Source organism: Micromonospora arborensis (genome assembly GCF_003205615.1).
Lineage (GTDB): Bacteria > Actinomycetota > Actinomycetes > Mycobacteriales > Micromonosporaceae > Micromonospora > Micromonospora arborensis.
Genome location: NZ_PYBV01000005.1, coordinates 331,051 through 349,312, shown reverse-complemented (window position 1 = coordinate 349,312; position 18,262 = coordinate 331,051). Strand labels below are relative to the sequence as shown.

Annotated in this window: 20 protein-coding genes; 9 read left to right on the top strand and 11 right to left on the bottom strand. The window is 71.9% G+C overall.

Annotation, left to right across the window (positions count from 1 at the left end; translation table 11 throughout):
* Positions 1-49: 49 nt before the first annotated feature.
* Both C7C45_RS04630 and C7C45_RS04625 read left to right on the top strand, forming a co-directional pair.
* A complete protein-coding gene (locus tag C7C45_RS04630) occupies positions 50-490 on the top strand; it encodes a VOC family protein (protein ID WP_110562531.1) in 441 nt (146 codons plus the stop codon).
* Between the two features lie 46 nt (positions 491-536).
* On the top strand, positions 537-1,034 hold the full coding sequence (locus tag C7C45_RS04625) for a DinB family protein (protein WP_110562365.1): 498 nt from the start codon (positions 537-539) through the stop codon (positions 1,032-1,034).
* A 9-nt stretch (positions 1,035-1,043) separates the two neighbouring features.
* Here C7C45_RS04625 and C7C45_RS04620 read toward each other — a convergent pair whose 3' ends face one another.
* The 6 genes from C7C45_RS04620 to C7C45_RS04590 form a co-directional block, all read right to left on the bottom strand.
* Positions 1,044-1,919: an alpha/beta fold hydrolase gene (locus C7C45_RS04620; protein ID WP_110562364.1), complete on the bottom strand. Its 876-nt coding sequence runs from the start codon at positions 1,917-1,919 to the stop codon at positions 1,044-1,046.
* Positions 1,920-2,068: 149 nt separating this feature from the next.
* On the bottom strand, positions 2,069-2,710 hold the full coding sequence (locus tag C7C45_RS04610; protein ID WP_110562363.1) for a histidine phosphatase family protein: 642 nt from the start codon (positions 2,708-2,710) through the stop codon (positions 2,069-2,071).
* A gap of 33 nt (positions 2,711-2,743) precedes the next feature.
* A complete protein-coding gene (locus C7C45_RS04605) occupies positions 2,744-4,186 on the bottom strand; it encodes a serine/threonine-protein kinase (RefSeq protein ID WP_244200240.1) in 1,443 nt (480 codons plus the stop codon).
* Between the two features lie 221 nt (positions 4,187-4,407).
* The gene (locus C7C45_RS04600; protein ID WP_110562361.1) at positions 4,408-5,250 is read right to left on the bottom strand and encodes an SAM-dependent methyltransferase; all 843 of its coding nucleotides are present in this window, start codon (positions 5,248-5,250) and stop codon (positions 4,408-4,410) included.
* 88 nt (positions 5,251-5,338) lie between these two features.
* Positions 5,339-6,220, bottom strand: coding sequence for a helix-turn-helix domain-containing protein (locus C7C45_RS04595; RefSeq protein ID WP_425271113.1), 882 nt, complete (start codon positions 6,218-6,220; stop codon positions 5,339-5,341).
* A gap of 149 nt (positions 6,221-6,369) precedes the next feature.
* Positions 6,370-6,609: a DUF397 domain-containing protein gene (locus C7C45_RS04590; protein ID WP_074309213.1), complete on the bottom strand. Its 240-nt coding sequence runs from the start codon at positions 6,607-6,609 to the stop codon at positions 6,370-6,372.
* Between the two features lie 265 nt (positions 6,610-6,874).
* On the opposite strand from C7C45_RS04590, the gene C7C45_RS04585 reads away from it, so the two are divergent.
* Together C7C45_RS04585 and C7C45_RS04580 are read left to right on the top strand one after the other, a co-directional pair.
* Positions 6,875-7,525, top strand: a complete 651-nt coding sequence (locus C7C45_RS04585; RefSeq protein WP_110562530.1) for a GGDEF domain-containing protein — start codon at positions 6,875-6,877, stop codon at positions 7,523-7,525.
* Between the two features lie 189 nt (positions 7,526-7,714).
* A complete protein-coding gene (locus tag C7C45_RS04580) occupies positions 7,715-8,365 on the top strand; it encodes a flavodoxin family protein (RefSeq protein ID WP_110562359.1) in 651 nt (216 codons plus the stop codon).
* A 286-nt stretch (positions 8,366-8,651) separates the two neighbouring features.
* On the opposite strand, the gene C7C45_RS04575 is transcribed toward C7C45_RS04580, so the two are convergent.
* The gene (locus C7C45_RS04575; RefSeq protein ID WP_030336385.1) at positions 8,652-9,143 is read right to left on the bottom strand and encodes a type II toxin-antitoxin system PemK/MazF family toxin; all 492 of its coding nucleotides are present in this window, start codon (positions 9,141-9,143) and stop codon (positions 8,652-8,654) included.
* Between the two features lie 65 nt (positions 9,144-9,208).
* Between C7C45_RS04575 and C7C45_RS04570 the strand changes: the two genes are divergently transcribed.
* A complete protein-coding gene (locus tag C7C45_RS04570) occupies positions 9,209-9,724 on the top strand; it encodes an NUDIX hydrolase (protein WP_208641064.1) in 516 nt (171 codons plus the stop codon).
* Positions 9,725-9,750: 26 nt separating this feature from the next.
* Positions 9,751-10,989 carry a hypothetical protein gene (locus C7C45_RS04565; protein ID WP_110562528.1) on the top strand — a complete coding sequence of 413 codons (1,239 nt, stop codon included), beginning with the start codon at positions 9,751-9,753 and terminating at the stop codon, positions 10,987-10,989.
* A 74-nt stretch (positions 10,990-11,063) separates the two neighbouring features.
* Here C7C45_RS04565 and C7C45_RS04560 read toward each other — a convergent pair whose 3' ends face one another.
* The 4 genes from C7C45_RS04560 to C7C45_RS04545 form a co-directional block, all read right to left on the bottom strand.
* Positions 11,064-11,567 carry a DUF2267 domain-containing protein gene (locus tag C7C45_RS04560; RefSeq protein WP_110562358.1) on the bottom strand — a complete coding sequence of 168 codons (504 nt, stop codon included), beginning with the start codon at positions 11,565-11,567 and terminating at the stop codon, positions 11,064-11,066.
* A 129-nt stretch (positions 11,568-11,696) separates the two neighbouring features.
* Positions 11,697-13,052, bottom strand: coding sequence for an MGH1-like glycoside hydrolase domain-containing protein (locus C7C45_RS04555; RefSeq protein WP_425271109.1), 1,356 nt, complete (start codon positions 13,050-13,052; stop codon positions 11,697-11,699).
* Positions 13,049-13,870, bottom strand: a complete 822-nt coding sequence (locus C7C45_RS04550) for a sugar phosphate isomerase/epimerase family protein (RefSeq protein WP_110562357.1) — start codon at positions 13,868-13,870, stop codon at positions 13,049-13,051. Before C7C45_RS04550 ends, C7C45_RS04555 begins: the two co-directional genes overlap by 4 nt.
* Complete coding sequence (locus C7C45_RS04545; RefSeq protein ID WP_110562356.1) at positions 13,870-14,907, bottom strand: zinc-binding dehydrogenase; 1,038 nt, start codon at positions 14,905-14,907, stop codon at positions 13,870-13,872. Before C7C45_RS04545 ends, C7C45_RS04550 begins: the two co-directional genes overlap by 1 nt.
* Positions 14,908-15,023: 116 nt before the next feature.
* On the opposite strand from C7C45_RS04545, the gene C7C45_RS04540 reads away from it, so the two are divergent.
* The 3 genes from C7C45_RS04540 to C7C45_RS04530 are packed head-to-tail and all read left to right on the top strand — an operon-like array spanning position 15,024 to position 18,240.
* On the top strand, positions 15,024-16,418 hold the full coding sequence (locus C7C45_RS04540; RefSeq protein WP_110562355.1) for an ABC transporter substrate-binding protein: 1,395 nt from the start codon (positions 15,024-15,026) through the stop codon (positions 16,416-16,418).
* Positions 16,415-17,374, top strand: coding sequence for a carbohydrate ABC transporter permease (locus C7C45_RS35470; RefSeq protein ID WP_110562354.1), 960 nt, complete (start codon positions 16,415-16,417; stop codon positions 17,372-17,374). Before C7C45_RS04540 ends, C7C45_RS35470 begins: the two co-directional genes overlap by 4 nt.
* Positions 17,374-18,240, top strand: a complete 867-nt coding sequence (locus C7C45_RS04530; RefSeq protein WP_110562353.1) for a carbohydrate ABC transporter permease — start codon at positions 17,374-17,376, stop codon at positions 18,238-18,240. Before C7C45_RS35470 ends, C7C45_RS04530 begins: the two co-directional genes overlap by 1 nt.
* Positions 18,241-18,262: the final 22 nt, after the last annotated feature.

Genomic DNA, 18,262 nt, shown 5'->3' with positions numbered 1-18,262 from the left:
TCTGCGTTTGCCGGGCGGAGTGTCGTACGCCTGGGGCAGGATCATCCGCATGGGCACACTCCCCTCTCGACTGTCAGTGGTCACGCTGGGGGCACGCGACATCGGCGCGCTGCGGTCGTTCTATCGGTCACTGGGTTGGTCCGAGCTGCCGGCCAGTGACGACAGTTGGTCGGCTTTCCTGCTCGGTGGCGTCCTGTTCGCGCTCTTCCCGCTGCCGGAGCTGGCCGCCGAGGCGGCGCCGGGTGTGCCCGATCCGGCCGGCGGGTGGTCCGGTGTCACCTTGGCCTGCAACGTCGACAGCCGAGAGGAGGTCGACCTGGCATTTGCTGCAGCGGTCGCCGCCGGCGCGACGGTGGTGGCGGAGCCGACCGACCGGCCCTGGGGTGGGCGCTCCGGCTACATTGCCGACCCGGAGGGCAACCGCTGGGAGATCGCCTGGGCCGGCACGGCCCGCTTCGACGAGCGGGGTGCTCTCGTCTCGTTCGGCTGAGTGGCTGCTGTTTGCGCCTCGACCATGACCTTGGGATGCTTCGCGGATGACCACCTTTCCGCCGACCTTCGCCGACGACGTCATCGGCCAACCGGCCAAGGCGCAGTTCGAGGCGTTCATCGACGAGCACCGCAGAGCGCTCAACGGCTACCTGGACGGGCTGACCGAGGAGCAGGCGCGGCGATCGTTGGTGCCGTCGCGGACCACACTGCTGGGTCTGGTGAAGCACGCCGCGTTCGTCGAGAAGGTCTGGTTCGACGAGGCCGTCACGTGCCGGTCCCGTGCCGAGATCGGCATTCCCGCGACGCCGGACGAGTCGTTCATCCTCGACGACGCCGACACGATCGCCAGCATCCAACGAGCACACCGGGAGGCCTGCGAAGCCTCCCGCCGCGCGACGTCCTCGTTGAGCCTGGATGACGTGCTTCGTGGCCATCGGCGTGGCCCACTGCCGCTGCGCTGGGTGTACCTGCACGTGCTGCGCGAGCTCGCCCAGCACTGCGGGCACGCCGAGATCCTGCGTGAGCAACTCCTGAACGAGTAGTGCGCGCGGTCACCCGGCGTCCAGCACCTCCCGCAACCGTGCCGCGAACTCCTCGGGCTTGCCCGCGTATCCGAACTCACCACCGAGGAAGCCGCCGTGGTGACTCGGGAACACCACGGCCTGCTGGCCCAGCATGGCCGCCAGGCCGAGGGCCGTACGCGCGGTGTACGTCCCCGCCGACTCCTCGCCGACCGCGACCACGATCCGCGTCGGCGCCGCGGTGAGCAGGCCCGCGTCGGGGCGGTAGTCGCTGATCGCCCACGAAAGGTCCGACAGCAGCGGATCGTCGCGGGTGCCGTCGTCCTCGGTCGACAGCCCGAACGTCGCCGGGTCGGGAACGGGCTGCCCGAAGTAGGCATCGGTGAACTCGCCCTGCCACGACGTCATCGCGATGAACGCGGCCATGCCGGCGCCGGTGCCCTTGGCCTGGTACGCCTCGTAGAAGTCGGCCCGTGCGCGCTCGGCGGCGCTGGCGTCGGGGAGCACCGCGTTGATCGGTGGTTCGTGCGCCACCAACGTGACGACGTCACCCGGGTAGGTCGCGACGAGTTCGAGTGCCGTCACCGCACCGCCACTGCTGGCGAACACCTCGACCGGGCCGGCGCCGAGCGCCTCGATCAGCAGGTGCAGGTCGGCTGCCTGCTGCTGCGGTGTGTGGTCGGTGCGGCCGTCCGTGCGGACGCTGCGGCCCAGGCCCCGCGGGTCGTAGGTGACAACCGTGCGGTCCGTGAAGTGTGGGGCAAGAGCGTTGAAGCCCTCCGCCGTCATCGGCTGGCCGATCATGAGCAGCGCGGGGCGCCCGCCGGACGGGGGTAGCGGGCCGCGGACGTCGTAGACCAGGTCGACGCCGGGTACGGCGAGGGTGTGCGTCTGCGTTGTCGTCATCCGGTGAGACTACGGCCGGCGGGCGCCGGGGGACGACCTCGCCGTGCCGGCGACATCCAACATCGGGTCGGCGAAGACGATCGAGCGCTGCGGCGGCGTCCTGGAGGGCATCCGGGACACCGACCTCGGTCCGCCACGGCGGTACTGGATCACGCCCTAGGCCACCCGCCGGTGTCGGCGAAGCGACGTAGCGTCCAGCGGGCCGGCGGCCAACCGCCGGGATCGTGGTCGGTGGTCCATTCGGTGATCGAGGCCGGGGGCACGTCCAGGTCGAACGCCCGAAAGATCGGCTGCGCGGCGAGCGCATGGAAGGCTCCCTCCACGGTCTCGCTGTGGCCGACCAGGACGACGGTGGCGCCCCGGTGCCGGTGGGCGATCTCCATGATCGCGCGGCTGACGCGGACCACCAGTTCGGCCCAGCTCTCGTTGCCCTCCTCGAACGGCCGGAACACACCCCCACCGGCCACCGCGTGTTCGGTACGGAAGCGGGCGGTCGGCAGGCCGTCGGCGTACGGGGGTGTGTGCCAGGTGCACAGACCACAGTCGGCAACCGGTCGGACGCCGAGCGCCGCGCCGATCGGTTGCGCCGTCTCGACGGCCCTGCGCAGGACCGACGAGTAGACCGCTACTGGTCCGTCGGCAGCAACGTCACCGGTGAGCCGGTTGGCCAGGTCGTGTGCCTGCTCGTGGCCGAGGGCGGTGAGGCCCCGACAACCCCGTGGCCCACCCACGATTCCTTCGAGCTGGTGGAGTGACTCGCCATGTCGCACGAAGATCAGACGTGTCCGCATCGGGACATCATGCCAGCGGCATAGGCACAGGTATCAGTCGTCCGTACGGCCGGTGGAAAAGGTGCTGGCCTGGGTCAGCAACGCGTCGAGTTGGGCGCCCGTCTGCGCTGGTAGCCGGTCGCGGTCCACCAGTTCGGCGATGTGTTCGCGCAGGTCGGCGACGCGCTTGGCCCGGTCTCGGGTACGGCGACTCAGGTCGGTGAGGTCGTCGCGCAGATCTTCGGCGGTCTTCGGGTCGACGTCCCCCCGGGCGACCGCCGCGGCGAGGACGGACCCGAACTCGCTGGTCACCTCCCGGAGGCTGACCGGCATCTGCTGCCCGACGGTCGGCGGCGCGGCGCTGCTGGCGGGCGGCGGGGACGACGGCGCCACCGGCGTCGGCGACTGCGTCGTGGGCGCGGGCGCCGGGGCGGAGGTCGACGGCGGACCGGCGACCTCGGCCGGGTTGGGTGTGGCCGGGTTGCCGAACGGGTCCTCGGTTAGCAGGACGCCCAGGCCGACCAGCACGGCGACAGCGGCCGCGACCAGCACTGCGAGGGGACGGCGCGATCGGCGGCGGGCCGGCACGGGGGCAACCGGGACGGGACGCGCCACCGAGCGGTCGATCAACGTGGGAGGGTGGGCCGCCGGCAGGATGCGCAGCAGCTCGGTGGGCGGCTCGATCGGCTGGCCGGCGCCGAAGCGGCGAGCCAACTGCGCGGCGCTCGGCCGGCGGGCCGGGTCGGCGGCCAGGCAGGCGACGGTCAGCTCGGCGATGTCGGCGGGTAGGCCAGGCACCCGCAGCGGCGGCACCGGAGTGCCGCGCCGGTGCACCTCCAGCGCGTCCTCCCAGCTCTGCACGGGCAGCGGCGCCTGCCCGGTGAGGGCGCGATAGAGCAGCGCGCCGAGGGCGTACACGTCGCTGGCCGGGTCGGGTGGGCCGGCGGTGAGTCGCTCCGGGGCGAAGTAGGCGGGTGTGCCCATCAGCGGCTCGCCGGACTGACCGTCGAGCCCGCCGAGCGCGGCGATGCCGAAGTCGAGCACTTTGGCACCGGTGTCGGTGAGCATGACGTTGCCCGGCTTGACGTCGCGGTGCACGACGCCGATGCGGTGCGCGGCGGCGAGCGCGGCGGCGATCTGCCCGGCCACTCGGACCGCCTCCGGCCAGGGCAGCGGCCCGGACCGCAGCCGGTCGGCCAGGTTGTGGCCGTCGACGAGTTCCATCACCAGGTAGGGGACCACGACGCCGCTGGCCAGGGTCGCCTCGGCGTAGTCGTACACCTGGGTCACGTGGGGGTGGGTCAGCCGGGCGGCCGCGCGGGCCTCGCGTTGGATGGTGGCCCGCAGTTGCGGGTCGGCGGCGAGCTGCCCGGCGAGGACCTTGATCGCGACCGGCCGGCCCAGCACGTCGTCGTCGGCCCGCCACACCTCGGACATGCCGCCGAGCCCGATCCGCTCGTGCAGTACGTAGCGGTCGTGGAGACGGAGAGTAGGCATGAAGGGCGACATGGCCTCACCAGTCTGCCTGGCCACGCCTCACTCGACCACCCTCGGTGCCCGGACCTGCACTGTTCGTCCCGTGCGTACCGGAATGAGTTTCGGCCGGGTCAGGAGCACCGCGGCGTGCTGCGGCGTCCACGGGCGGAGCGAGCAGGAGTTCGGCGGCGATCCGGACCTTCTCCTCGGCGGGCTGCCGGACCGTGGTGAGGCCAGCCGGGTCAGGGCAGGCGGGCGACCGCGCCGTACATGCTCACCTCGACGGCCGAGGGACGTGGCGGCGGCTCGCTCTCCGCCCGCCACTCGGCGACCGAGGTGATGCCCGGCTCGACCAACTCGAGATCGGCGAAGAAGCGGGCGAACTCGTCACGGGCGCGCAGGTTGATCAGCCCGTGCGGGCCGCCGCTTCGCGCCTTCGCCCTGAAGTCCGCGGCGACTGCCGGCGGAAGGTAGTCGTGGGTGCCGTGCGAGGCGGCCAGGTAGCTGCCGGCCGGCAGCGCGTCGAGCAACTGCCGCACCAGCGCGTACGGGTCGTCGTCGTCGGGCAGGAAGTGCAGAACCGCGACCAGCATGAGCGCGACCGGCTGCGACAGATCGATGGTGCGGCTCAGCTCCGGGTGCGCGAGGATCCGCTGCGGGTCGCGCAGGTCGGCGTCGATGTAGGCGGTGGCACCCGCCGTCGAGCTGCTCAGCAGCGCGCGGGCGTGGGCCAGCACGATCGGGTCGTTGTCCACGTAGACCACCCGGGATTCCGGCTCGATGGCCTGGGCGACCTCGTGGGTGTTGTCGGCGGTCGGGATGCCGGTGCCGATGTCGAGGAACTGCCGGATGCCGGCCTCACGGGCCAGGTATCCCACCGTCCGCTGCAGGAAGCGGCGGTTTTCCAGGGCGGCGGTGCGGACGGTCGGGAAGGCGGCCGTTATCGCGTCGCCGGACTCCCGATCGGCCTGGAAGTTGTCCTTGCCGCCCAGCCAGTAGTTGTAGCGGCGGGCCGGGTGCGCCACGGATGTGTCGATCCGGTCGCTGGGCGAGCCGGCCGTCGTGCCCGCAGCATCGGTGGTCAAGGCAGCCCCCGCAATGACGTGTGTCCACTGTAGCCGTTCGCCGACCATGTTAGTGCCACGTCGGGCGGGGCGTGGCCCCACCCGACGTTCACGCGGGATAGAGGTCGTCCAGCAGTCGGCCGAGAATTTCCGGCGTACGCTCCGGCGGCTCGGCCTCGACGCAGAGCCGTTCCATGGCCACCGCGTAGTAATCCAGGTCGTCACGCTTGTCGAGGTAGATGGCGCTGGTGAGCTGTTCGATGTAGACGATGTCGGGCAGCTCCTGGTCACCGAAGCGCAGGATGGTGAAGGCGCCCCCGGCGGCGGCGTGGCCACCGGCGGCGAACGGGATGACCTGGAGCCGGATGTTGGGCGACTTGGTCGCCTCGATGAGTGCGGCGAGCTGGCCGCGCATGACCGCAGGACCACCGATCGGGCGGCGCAACGCCGCCTCGTCCACGACGGCCCAGAGTTGCGGCGGGTTCTCCCGGCGGAGCAACTGCTGACGCCGCATCCGCAGGGCGACGCGTCGGTCGATCTCAGCCGGGTCGGCCGTGCCGTGCCCGAGCAGCACGACCGACCGGGCGTACTCCCGGGTCTGCAACAGGCCCGGCACGAACTGCACCTCGTAGCTGCGGATCAGCGCGGCCGCGGCCTCCAGCCCCAGGTACGACTGGAACCAGGTCGGCAACACGTCGCCGTAGCGGTGCCACCAGCCGGGGCTGTTGGCGTCGCGCGCGAGCTTGAGCAGCGCCTCGCGCTCGTGGTCCTCGGTGACGCCGTAGAGGGTCAGCAGGTCGGAAACATCGCGTTCCTTGAAGCCGACCCGGCCCAGCTCCATCCGACTGATCTTGGATTCGGAGGAGCGAATCTCCCAGCCGGCGCCCTCCCGGGTCACCCCGCTGGACTCCCGCAGGCGGCGCAACTGGGCGCCAAGCAGAATGCGCAGCACGGTCGGCCCGGTTGTCGGACCGCCCTCGGCGGGAACCATCGTCACGTGCGGACCTCCGCATACCGACCCACGGTGCCCGGACACCCGGGCCGGCCGACGTGTAAGCATGCCATGGACCGACAGTGAGTTGAACTCCTCCGGACCGGCGATTCGGTCTCGTCGGCGGGACGACCTCCGCCACCGAACGCCTAGTTGATCAGATGGTCGAAGTCGCCGTCCCGTGCGCCGAGCACGAAGGCGGCGATCTCATCCACTGTGTAGATCAGGGCCGGCCCCTCCGGATGTCGTGAGTTGCGGACCGCGATGCCCGCTCCCCCGGGCAGTTCGGCGAGTTCGACGCAGTTGCCGCTGGGGTTGCTTCGGCGGCTCTTCTGCCAGCTCAGCGGGGGCAACTGATGGATCGGTACGCCATTGGGTGGCTGTTGCATGAGGGCGTCTTTCTGCTCACGAGCCCGCCGGTGGCCGTGGGAGGAGCGGTGACGGCGAGGGGGTGCGGTATCGACATTGGACCGTCGTGCACGTGCATCTGCTATTGCATCTGCATCGGACGGCGAGCATGATAACGCACATGATCGGTGGCCATCCGTTCACGTTGAGTTACCCCGAGAGGGGTGACCATCAGGCAAAACGTGGCCCGACGCGGCGAGCCGCGTCGACCGGAGGCTGGAGGCGGTCGAGGCGATGGGGGGGTTCGTGCCGGATCCGATGAGTGTCGCCTCCGGCCTCTGTGCCGCCGGCGCGCTGGTCTCCTCCTGGCAACTGCGCCGACGCGCGGTGCGCGCCGAGGCCGAGATCGACCACCTCCAAGCCGAGCTCGCGGCCGAGCGGCACGCCGCGAGCCACGACCCGCTCACCGGTCTGCCCAATCGACGCGCCTTCTACCGCCTGGCCGCCACCCTGCTCACCGACGCGGCCGGCGAGCCGTTGATCGCCGTCGTGCTCGACCTGGACGACTTCAAGCAGATCAACGACCGGTACGGGCACGCCGCCGGCGACCAGGTGCTGATCAGCGTGGCCGACCGCCTCGCCGGTTTCGCCGGAGACAACCTCGTCGCCCGCCTCGGCGGCGACGAGTTCGCCGGGCTGCTCTCCAGCCCCACCGTCGACAGGCGCTGGATCGAGCACGCCACCCGCCGCCTCAGCGAGACCGTCGCCGCGCCGATTCGGCTCAACGGGTGCAGCGTCCGCGTCACCGCCTCCGTCGGGCTCGCCCCGGTGACCGGCCCGGCCCAGCTCACCGACGCGCTCAGCCGTGCCGACGCCGCCATGTACCAGGCGAAGAGCCTCGGCGGCGCACGTGCCCCCCGGCAACTGATCGACAGCGTCCGCCTGCTGGAGCGCTGACCGCTGCCGCGAGGCCGCCCGGTCAGCGCAGCGGTCGATCGTCAGTCAGGGAGATTGCCCGTGGGGGGGGGTCTCCTTCAGGTCGCGCAGGTAGTCGTTCAAGGTGTCGTATCAACTTGCGAATTGAATATACGTATGCCTGCCGGGTATGGGGAACGAAACCCATCTGACGGCCGAAAGGAACTCGACGTGGCGAACATCCGCGCCCTCGTCCTCAACTGCACCCTCAAGCCGTCGCCGGCGCCATCGAGCGCCGAGCAGCTCGGTGGGGAGGTGCTCGCCGAGTTGGCCGCGCAGGGCGTGCAGGGCGAGATGATCCGGGTCGTCGATCACGACGTGCGTTTCGGGGTGTCCACAGACGAGGGCGACGGCGACGGCTGGCCAGCGATCCGCGCCAAGCTGATGGCAGCCCAGGTGCTCATCATCGCCACGCCGATCTGGCTCGGTCAGCCGTCCAGCGTCTGCAAGATGGTCCTCGAACGTCTCGACGCCGAACTCTCCGAGACCGACGACGAGGGCCGGCTCCGCACCTACGGCAAGGTCGCCGGGGTGGCCGTCGTCGGCAACGAGGACGGCGCGCACCACACCATCGGCCAGGTGCAGCAGGCACTCAACGAGGTCGGGTTCACCCTCGCCGCCGCCGCGGCGACCTACTGGGTCGGGGAGGCACTGCGGACGGTGGACTACCGCGACGCCGGACCCAAACCCGACACCACCGGCCGTACCACCAAGGCCCTGGCGCTCAACACCGCACACCTGGCGCGGCTGCTCGCCGACCGGCCGTACCCGCCGCCGGACGCGAAGGGTGCCGCGGTCGGCCCGAGCCGCGAGTCGGCCTGACCACGTCGATCAGGTCCGCGCCGGCTCCTGACCCAGGACGCCTGCCTGCGTCGCTGTAGAGCTGCCCCAGTAACGGGGCAGCACGCAGCCCAGCGCACCACCGGACCGCGCGGCACCACCCCAGACGCCCCATTGCCGGGTGCAGCACGCAGCCCAGCACACCACCGGACCGCGCGGCACCACCCCAGACGCCCCATCTGTGGGGCAGCTCGACAGGCACGCACCGAACACCTCGGCCGGGCGGCCTGGGAGACCTCGAACAGGGGCAGCCGCAGCGGCGCGCGGGTCAGCGCCAGCCGTAGCCGGCGCGCAGCGCCTGCCCGACCCGGTCGAACCGGGGCCGATCCAGCACCGCACCCTCGCGGCGGATGCTGTCCTCGCGCATGGTGAGCACCCGGTCCAGCCGGACCCAGCTCGGCCGGTTGTCCCGGTCCCACTCACCCGGCCCGAGCGCGAACCAGTGCCGCTGCCCGTCCCGCTCGCTCTGACTGGACAGCATCAGCCCGAACAGCGTCCGGCTGTGCCGCCCCACGACCAGGACCGGCCGGTCCTTGCCCTGCCGGGGGTCGTCCTCGTACGGCACCCACGTCCAGACGATCTCGCCGGGGTCGGCCTGACCGTCCCGCTCCGGTGCGTAGGTCAGCTCCCGCCGCTGCAGGGCGCTCACCTGACGGCGGCGGGCCACCTGCGCGGGGGCCGGCCCGGTCCGTCGGGGTGACGGGATCACCGCGCCTACCCGGGAGATGCGAGCCGCGACATTCCTCAACAGACCAGCCACGGCGGGCAGCCTACCCGCCGCCGCGCCGGCCGTCGGCGTGGGCACTGCTGCGGCAGACTGAGCCCATGATTGACCTACCCAACGACCTGCCGATCGTGGAACGGCGCGCGGTGCGGGTGGTGGTCACCGACGGCACCGACCGCGTGTTGCTGTTCCACACCCGCGACCCCGACCATCCTCGGCTGGGCACCTGGTGGGAGTTGCCCGGCGGTGGCATGGACCCCGGGGAGACCTACCTCGACACGGCCGTGCGGGAGCTACGCGAGGAGACCGGCATCGTGGTCGCCGCCGACCAGGTGGGGGCGCCGACCTGGCGCCGGCGGGCGAGCTTCCCGCACCGCCAGTTGCGGCACGTTCAGGACGAGGTGGTCGTCACCGTACGGTTGGAGGGGCCCGGCCCGGACGTGGACGAGGCGCACCGGCTGGACTACGAACGGGAGGACTACTTCGGCTTCCGCTGGTGGCCGCTGCCCGAGGTGGTGTCCAGTCGGGACCGGTTCTACCCGGGGCGGCTTCCCGGGCTGATCACCCCGTTCCTCGCCGGCGAGGACATCGACGAGCCCTTCGAGCTGTGGTCGTGAGCCGGGTCGGCGGGCAGAGTGGGGGCATGACGACCGATCTGCACGGGCCGCTCTCCGCGTACGCCGCGCGGCTGCACGCCACGATCGGCGACCGGCACCACGTCGCCTCCCCGCTCGGCGCCTGGCTGCTGCTCGCCGTCTGCGCCACCGCGGCCGACTCCGACCCGGCCGCCGAGGACCTGGCTGACGCTCTGGGCACCGACCTGGCCAGCGCGGCCGAGGCCGCCCGGACGCTACTGGACGCGCCGCATCCGCTGGTCGCGTCCGCCACCGCGCTCTGGCACCGGCCGGGCCAGGGCAGCCGCGGGTCGACCGAGTGGCGAGCCGCGCTGCCCACGACGACCGACGTCGGCGTACTTCCCGATCAGGCCGGGTTGGACGCCTGGGCACGCGAGCACACCCACGGCCTGATCGACACCTTTCCCCTGAAGGTCAGCTCGGACGTGGTCTTCGCCCTGGCCAGCGCGCTCGCCACCCAGATCTCCTGGGCGACCCCGTTCGACCTCACCGACGCCCACGCGCTCGGCGCCGGCAGCGCCTGGGCACGCGGCCTACGCCGGGCCCTGCGCAGCCCGAGCCACGGCCACCGGTGCGCCATCGTGTCCGACACCCGGGCCGGTGACGTGATCGTGCACGCCGCGCCGGCACAGACCGACAACGGCCCGGGTCTGGTGGTCCTCTCGGTGGCCGCCGCACCGCAGGTGCCGCCGGCCGAGGTGCTGGCCGTCGCGTACAACCTCAGCGCCGGCGCGGCCGACGGCGCGCAACCGGCCGGCAGCCGCTCGCTCTTCGACCTGCCGCTCGGCGAGACCCCGCTGTGGACGCTGAGCGAGGAGCGGGTCCGGACCCGGGCCCGCGACGGCCGCGAGGAGCGACACACCGCGACACTCCCCTGCTGGTCGGCCCGCAGCGAGCACGACCTGACCGCTGCGGCGCTCGGCTTTCCGGCGGCCACGGCGGCGCTGGCGAAGGCGCTGTCCCAGCCGGTGCTGGGCTTCGAGGCGCGACAGGCGGCGATGGCCCGCTACGGCCGCTACGGCTTCGAGGCGGCGGCGGTGACCGGCATGTTCGGACTGGTCAGCCTGCCGCCGGAGGGCGTGGCCCGTACCGCCGAGCTGCGCTTCGGCCACCCGTACGCCGTGGTGGCCGTCGCCACCGACACCCGCGCCGACGGCGCCACCGGCCCGTGGCACGGGGTGCCGGTCTTCTCCGCCTGGGTCGCCGAGCCGGAGGACGTGCCGGAGGACGACGCTTCCGAGCGGTGATCAGCCCAGCGCACACCGCCCGTCCGGCCTCCGGATCACGCCGCAGCGAACCGGATCCGCGGTTCGCCGCCGGGTCAGAACGCTGCCCCACCGCCGTCGTCGTCGCGCGGCAGTCGCGCCACCATCTCCCGGAACTCCCCTACGGTCATCGCCTCCCGCAGGGTGGCGAAGACGGCGCCGGTACCGGCCCGGGCGGTCGCCGGGTCCACCCCGGCGCGCTGTCCCACCCGACGAAGGAACTCCGCCGGACCGGCATCCGTCGGCGGCCCAGGTGCAGCGCCGCCGACCTCCAGACCCACGCCGGTGTTCAACCCGCCCCCACCGCTCACATACGGCCCCACGTCGAGGTCCGGGCCAACGGCCCCGGCCGGATCCGAGGTCGGCCCGGTCAGGTAGCCGCCCACGTTGTTCGGAAGGTGCCCGGCCAGCGCGTCTGGCGGGCCGCCGGTCACCCGTTCGGCCATCGTCTGCAGGACGGCGCGGGCGAGGGCAGCGGCCTGCTCGGTAGGTAGGCCGGACCGCCGGGACACCGCGTCGATGAAGTGCGGAAACCCGTCGCCGCCCGCGCTGTCGGTCACGCCCGGGCGGTTACCCGAGACCGACGCCGACAAACTGCGGCAGCGGCGCAGCGGCCCGCCGCCAGCACGATGCTCCTTCCGGCCGCCGGGACCGGGCACGCTACCACCCCACGTCGGTGGAGTGCAGACTCACTCCGCCAGCAGGTCGAGCAGCAGCGCGGCGGTCCAACTGAACGCCGGTGAGCCCAGCCCCGCGCCGGTGTCCGGGTGGAAGTACTCGTGGCAGCCCGCACCGACGACCAGGCCGATCATCGAGCGGCGCAGTCCGGCGGCCAGCTCCGGGTGCCCGTGCGCGAGCAGCCCGCGCCGGATCAGCCAGCCGATGTTCAGCCAGCTCGGCCCGCGCCAGTAGCGCAGCGGCTCGAAGTCGGGCGCGGTGCGGTCGTAGGTGGGTAACGGCTGGTCCATCCGCCGGTCCACCCCAAACCGGGCCGACCGGGCCTCGACGACCAGCGCGTCGGCGTGCCGCGCCGGCAGGTCGGGCAGGATCAGCGGCGTCAACCCCAGCACGGTACGGGCGCCGACCAGCCGGTCGGTGCGCAGGTCACGGGGCTGGAACGTGCCGGTGCTCGGGTCGTACAGCCGTCGTAGGAGTGCCTCGGTGACCCGGGCCGCGCGGACCCGGTGCGGCCCGGGGTCGGCGTCGACGAGCGTGGCGATCTCGGCGAGGGCGTGTTCGGCGGCCCCGAACGCCGCGTTGAACAGCGGGCACTCCACCAGGAACGGGTGGGCGTCGGCGAGGTCGCGGTCGGAGTAGCCGTGGTCGCGGTAGGCGGTGACGATCGCCAGGTAGCGCGCGTAGTCCAGGTCCGTGGGGCGGTGCGCGGCATCGGCGTGTGTGGTGTCATGCCGACGGTACGCCCGCATGACGGCCGCGTCGGCTCCGACCGCGCCCATCGGCTCGTCCCAGGCGGGGCTGTTGTCCAACCCGGACTCCCACGGGTGCACGATGCAGACCAGGCCGTCGCCGGCGACGTCCCGCCGGTCGGCCAGGTAGCGCTGCTGGGCGACCAGGGCGGGATAGAGCCGGCGCAGGGCGTCCAGGCCGGCCGGGCCGGGTGCCCGCCGGTACGCCAGCCACGCGGCGAGCGCGTGCACCGGCGGCTGCACCAGCCCGGAGGTGGCCACCGTCGGGGCACCCTGGGCGTCCGCCGAGCGCCACATCTCCGGCCCCGGGAAGTACGCGCCGACGCGCATCGCCGGGTTGAACACGATGTGCGGCACCCGCCCGTCGGCCCACTGCGCCCGAAAGAGGCTCGCCAGCTCCCGCCAGGCTCGTTCGGGGCGGACCTGGGCCAGCCCGATCGCGATGAACGCGGAGTCCCAGCTCCACTGGTGCGGGTAGAGCGTGCGCGACGGCACGGTGTGGTCGTGCTCCCAGTTGGCGTCGAGCGTGTCGACCGCGAGTCGGCGCAGCCCGGCCACGTCGCCCGGCCCACCCGTGCGGGCCGGGTCGGCGTCGGCGGTCACCCCACCGGCGGTCACGCGGCGGCCCTGCGGGGCAGCGCGTGTCGCAACACCGTGGCGGCCTGCTGCAGCGCGCGCACCGGGTCGCCGCGCAGCCGGCACTCCAGGGCCAGCCAGCCCTGGTAGTCCAGTTCCAGCAGGGTACGCACCAGCGCGGGCCAGTCCAGGTGCCCGGCGCCGGGTTGGAACCGGTTGGAGTCGCTGACCTGCACGTGCCCGAGGTACGGCGCGGCGGCGCGCAGCGCGCGGTGCATGTCGTCCTCCTCGATGTTCATGTGGAAGGTGTCGGCGACCACCCGGACCGAGGGCAGCCCGAGCGCGGCGCAGAGCGCGACCGCCTCGTCGAGACGGTTGACCATGTGGTCCTCGTACCGGTTGAGGGGTTCCAGGAAGACGGTGACCCCCTCGGCCCTGGCGTGCTGGGCCAGTTCGCCGAGGGCGTCGAGGAGGACCTGCCGGTCGCCGGCCGGCGGGCGCGGTGGCTCGAACGGCGGTAGCCGCCGGGAGAACATTCCCCAGGCTGCCGGAGTCATCACCCCGACGCCGCCCAGCTCGGCGATCACCGAGAGCTGTGAGCGCAGGTTGCGGACGGCGTCGGCGGACCGGGTGGGGTCGAAGTCGCCGATGAAGTGGTCCATCTCGACGCAGACGGTGGGCATCACCACCCCGGCGGCGCGGGCCCGGCGCAGCTCGGGCAGGCGGCGGGCGAACGCCAGGTCGCCTCGGCCGCGCAGTTCGATGCCCTGGTAGCCGAGGGCGGTCGCGAGGGCGTACTTCTGGATCAGGTCGGTGCCCGGCAGGAGTTGTTCCTGGCAGGCCAGCGCGATGGTGGTCATCAGAACCTCAGCACCACTTGGAGGACGTCACCGGCGCCGCGGTCGAGCAGCGCGAGGGCGTCGGCGACCGCGCTGGCGTCGACGATGTGGCTGACCAGCGGCATCGGATCGAGGCTGTGCTCAGCCACCAGATCCATGAAGGTCTGTGCCACCCGGTCTCCGGTCCACCGGCCGGCCATGCTCGGCGCGGGGGTGGGCCCGGAGACCTGGGCGGCCACCAACTGGATGCGGTTGTGGTGGAACTCCTCGCCGAGGCCGAGCGCGTCGGCCTGGCCCTGGTAGAAGCCGGCGGCCACGACTCTGCCGGCGTGTGCGGTGGATCGGATCGCCTCGTGCAGTGCCGGGTACGCACCGGACAGCTCCAGGCAGACGTCCGCGCCCCGGCCTCCGGTGGCCCGGCGCAGCACGGCGGCGGCGGACTCGACAGCGACGTCCACGGTGGTGCGGGCGCCGTAGCGGGCGGCGTGCGCCAGCCGGTCGGGCATCCGGTCGACGGCCACCACCCGGGCCCCGGAGAGCACGGCGAGTCGGGTGGCGAGCAGCCCGATGACGCCCTGCCCGAAGACGCCGACCCAGTCGCCGAGGTGCAGGTCACCGGCGAGCACGGCGGTCAGGGCGATGGCGCCGGGTCGGGCGAAGACCGCGGCGAGGGGGTCCAACCCGGTGGGGAGTGGACGGACCGCGTCGGCGGCGAGCACCGCCTCGGCCCGGTGCCCCCAGATGCCCCAGACGAGCTGCCCCGGCTGTCGGTCGGTGACCTCCGGCGCCACCTCGACGATCTCGCCGACCTCCTCGTAGCCGAAGCCGATCAGCGGGTAGGGCACCGGGGTCTGCCGGGGGACGAACATCCGGGCGGTGTCGTCCCAGTCTTTGCTGAGCCGGGGATTGCTGCCCCGGTAGAGAGTCAGCTCGGTGCCGGCGGAGATTCCCGAGTAGCAGGTGCGGACCCGGACCTGGCCGGGGCCGAGCGGATCCGGCGGGCAGGGCTCGAGGCTGATCCGTCGAGGCCCGGCGAGTGAGACAACCCAGTTGCCCATGTGTCACATCCCGGTAGCACTGGGCTCCAGGATAGACACAAAATCGCAATATGTCTTGTTATTGATCTATCGAAGGTGTTGAATCCGGCATGTACCCTTCGAGAGGAGTGCCACCGATGTCAGCACCTCCGAGGCGGATACTCGCCACCACCCTGATCATGGCACTAGCAGCGTCCACCCTGCTCGCCTGCGGAGACGACGAACCGGACAGCAACAGCAAGAAGATCACCGTCTGGAGCCTGGAGGACGTCGCCGACCGGGTCACCGCCACCAAGGCGATCATCGCCGACTTCACCGCGCAGACCGGGATCCAGGTCGACCTCGTGACCGTCAACGAGGACCAGTTCCCGTCCCTGATCGCCGCCAACGCCGCCGCCGGCGACCTGCCCGACGTGGTCGGGTCGGTCTCCCTGGCCGGCATCCGTACGCTCGCCGGCAACGAGCTGCTGCACGCCTCGGCGAACGCGGAGGTCGTCGACAAGCTGGGCAAGCAGACGTTCTCCCCCCGAGCACTGGCGCTCACCGCCGACGACGGCAAGCAGCTCTCCGTGCCCAGCGACGGGTGGGGGCAGCTGCTGGTCTACCGCAAGGACCTGTTCGCCGCCGCCGGGCTGGCCGCCCCCGACACGTACGAGCGGATCACCGCCGCCGCGGCGAGACTGAACACCGGCGGCGTCGCCGGGATCACCGCGGCGACCGCCCCCAGCGACGTGTTCACCCAGCAGACCTTCGAGCACCTGGCGCTGGCCAACGGCTGCCAGCTCACCGACGATTCCGGAAAGGTGACACTGGATTCGCCCCAGTGCGTCGAGGCCTTCCGCTTCTACGGCGACCTGATCCGCACCAGCTCGGTGAAGGGCGCACAGGACGTGGACACCACCCGGGCCACCTACTTCGCCGGCAAGGCGGCCATGGTGATCTGGTCGCCGTTCATCCTCGACGAGCTGGCCGGGCTGCGTAACGACGCCAAGCCGACCTGCCCGCAGTGCCAGGCCGATCCGACGTTCCTGGCGAAGAACAGCGGGTTCGTCACCGCCATCAAGGGCCCGAACGGCACCGAACCGGCGCAGTACGGCGAGATCAGCTCGTGGGCCGTACTGGACGGCGCGGCGGCCGACCCCGCGAAGTCCTTCGTGGAGTTCATGCTCGGCGACGGCTACCCCCGCTGGTTCGGGATGTCCCCGGAGGGCCGCTTCCCGGTGCGCAAGGGCACCGTCGCCGAACCGGAGAAGTTCCTCACCGCGTGGAACACCAGCCAGGCCGGGGTGGACGTGAAGAAGCCGCTGGCCGAGGTGTACGGCGACGAGGTGCTCGCCAACCTGCGCCGCAGCCCCGACACCTTCGGGCGCTGGGGGCTCACCCAGGGGCAGGGCAAGCTGGTCGGCGCCATGCTCGGTGAGCTACCGGTGCCCAAGGCGTTGAACGACGTCTACTCCGGCAAGTCCGACGCCGCGGCCGCCGCCGGCCGGGCCAAGAAGGACGTCGAGGCCATCAAGGCGGGCGTCAATTGACCACCACCGCGCCCGAGACCGGCCGCTCCCCCACCGGGGAGCGGCCGGCACGGGCCCGCCGACGCCGACCACTGACCCTGCGCCGCCGTGAGTCCCGCGCCGGGCTCGCGCTTGTCGCACCGACCCTGCTCGTCACCATCGCCGTCATCGGCATTCCGATCGTGTGGACCGTGGTGCTGGCCTTCCAGCGGGTCCGGCTCGCCACCCTGCGAAAGACCGGCCTGTTCGGCGATTTCACGATGGACAACTTCGACCGGGTGCTGCACACCCCCGGCTTCGCCGACACGCTGTGGGTCACACTCGTCTACAGCGTCGGCGGCACCGTCGGGTCGATCCTGCTCGGTCTGGTGGCCGCCCTGGTGGTGCGCCGGCCGTTCCGGGGCCGCACCCTGGTCCGGGCGTCCATGCTGCTGCCGTACGTGGCGCCGGTGGTCGCGGTGACCTTCGTCTGGCAGGTGATGCTCGACCCCCAGCTCGGCATCGTCAACGCGTGGGGTCAACGGCTGCTCGGCTGGGACGCCCCGGTGCCGTTCCTTTCCCAGGAGTCGACCGCACTGACCACGGTGATCGTGTTCGAGGCGTGGCGGTACTTCCCGTTCGCGTTCCTGTTTCTGCTGGCCCGGCTCCAGGCTGTCCCCGGAGAGTTGGAGGAGGCCGCCCGGGTCGACGGCGCCACCCCCACCCAACGCTTCCGGCACATCCTGCTGCCCCAACTGCTGCCGGTGATCGCGCTGCTGGGCGTGCTGCGCTTCATCATGACGTTCAACAAGTTCGACGACGTCTACCTGCTCACCGGTGGTGCGGCCGGCACCGAGGTGGTGAGCGTGCGGGTGTACGAGTTCCTCACCGCCCGTACCGACATCGGCGCCGCCTCCGCGCAGGCGGTCGTGCTGGCCGTGGTGCTCATCGTGTTCGTGCTGATCTACCTGCGCTTCTTCGGACGGAGGGTGGGCTGATGGACCGGGACCTCGTCGAGACGGTGAGCCTGCGTTGGCTGCGCCGCCTGGTGATCGCCGCGTTCCTGGTGGTCACCGTCTTCCCCTTCTACTACATGCTGGTGCTCTCGGTACGCCCCATCGAGCGGCTGCTACTCGACCCCGGCTCGCTGGTGGTCGGCTTCGGTGAGCTGACCGTGGCCACGTACGCCGAGGTCCTCAAGGCCACCGACGACGGTGGCCAGGGGTTCCTCACCTTCATCCGCAACAGCGGGGTGGTCGCGGTCGCGGCGACCGTGCTCACCCTCGTGGTGGCGATCCCCGGCGCGTACGCGGTGGCCCGCCTGCGGTTCTTCGGACGGCGGCAGGTCGACTTCCTCTTCCTGGCGGTCTACCTGTTCCCGTCGATCGTCATCGCGATCCCGCTGTTCGTGGTGTTCAGCCTCGCCGAGCTGCGCGGGTCGTTGTTCGGCCTGGTGCTGGTCTACATCTCGCAGACCCTGCCGGTGTCGGTCTACATGCTGCGGAACTACTTCGAGACCATCCCGGTCAGCCTGGAAGAGTCCGCCGCCATCGACGGCGCCGGTCGGCTCGGCATCATCCGGCGGGTCAGCCTGCCCCTCGCCATGCCGTCGATCATGGCGGTCGCGCTCTACGACTTCATGATCGCCTGGAACGAGTTCCTCTTCGCCCTGCTGTTCCTCGTCGACAAACCCGACCGGTGGACGGTGTCGTTGGGGTTGTCCCTGCTCGCCGACGGGGTGGAGGTGCCCAAGACGGTGCTGATGGCCGGGTCGGTCGTCCTCACCCTGCCCATCGTGATCCTCTTCTTCGCCAGCGAGCGGCTTCTCACCGAGGGGCTGACCAGCGGCGCGGAGAAGGGGTGAGCGTCTCCCCCGGGTCTCCGGC

Coding starts and splice junctions, on each gene's coding strand:
- C7C45_RS04610 (WP_110562363.1), bottom strand. CDS start 2,710: ATGCGGACACGTCTGATCTTCGTGCGACATGGCGAGTCACTCCACCAG.
- C7C45_RS04530 (WP_110562353.1), top strand. CDS start 17,374: ATGGACCGGGACCTCGTCGAGACGGTGAGCCTGCGTTGGCTGCGCCGC.
- C7C45_RS04595 (WP_425271113.1), bottom strand. CDS start 6,220: ATGGTTCCCGCCGAGGGCGGTCCGACAACCGGGCCGACCGTGCTGCGC.
- C7C45_RS04545 (WP_110562356.1), bottom strand. CDS start 14,907: ATGGGCAACTGGGTTGTCTCACTCGCCGGGCCTCGACGGATCAGCCTC.
- C7C45_RS04565 (WP_110562528.1), top strand. CDS start 9,751: ATGACGACCGATCTGCACGGGCCGCTCTCCGCGTACGCCGCGCGGCTG.
- C7C45_RS04625 (WP_110562365.1), top strand. CDS start 537: ATGACCACCTTTCCGCCGACCTTCGCCGACGACGTCATCGGCCAACCG.
- C7C45_RS04630 (WP_110562531.1), top strand. CDS start 50: ATGGGCACACTCCCCTCTCGACTGTCAGTGGTCACGCTGGGGGCACGC.
- C7C45_RS04570 (WP_208641064.1), top strand. CDS start 9,209: ATGATTGACCTACCCAACGACCTGCCGATCGTGGAACGGCGCGCGGTG.
- C7C45_RS04605 (WP_244200240.1), bottom strand. CDS start 4,186: ATGCCTACTCTCCGTCTCCACGACCGCTACGTACTGCACGAGCGGATC.
- C7C45_RS04540 (WP_110562355.1), top strand. CDS start 15,024: ATGTCAGCACCTCCGAGGCGGATACTCGCCACCACCCTGATCATGGCA.
- C7C45_RS04590 (WP_074309213.1), bottom strand. CDS start 6,609: ATGCAACAGCCACCCAATGGCGTACCGATCCATCAGTTGCCCCCGCTG.
- C7C45_RS04620 (WP_110562364.1), bottom strand. CDS start 1,919: ATGACGACAACGCAGACGCACACCCTCGCCGTACCCGGCGTCGACCTG.
- C7C45_RS04550 (WP_110562357.1), bottom strand. CDS start 13,870: ATGACCACCATCGCGCTGGCCTGCCAGGAACAACTCCTGCCGGGCACC.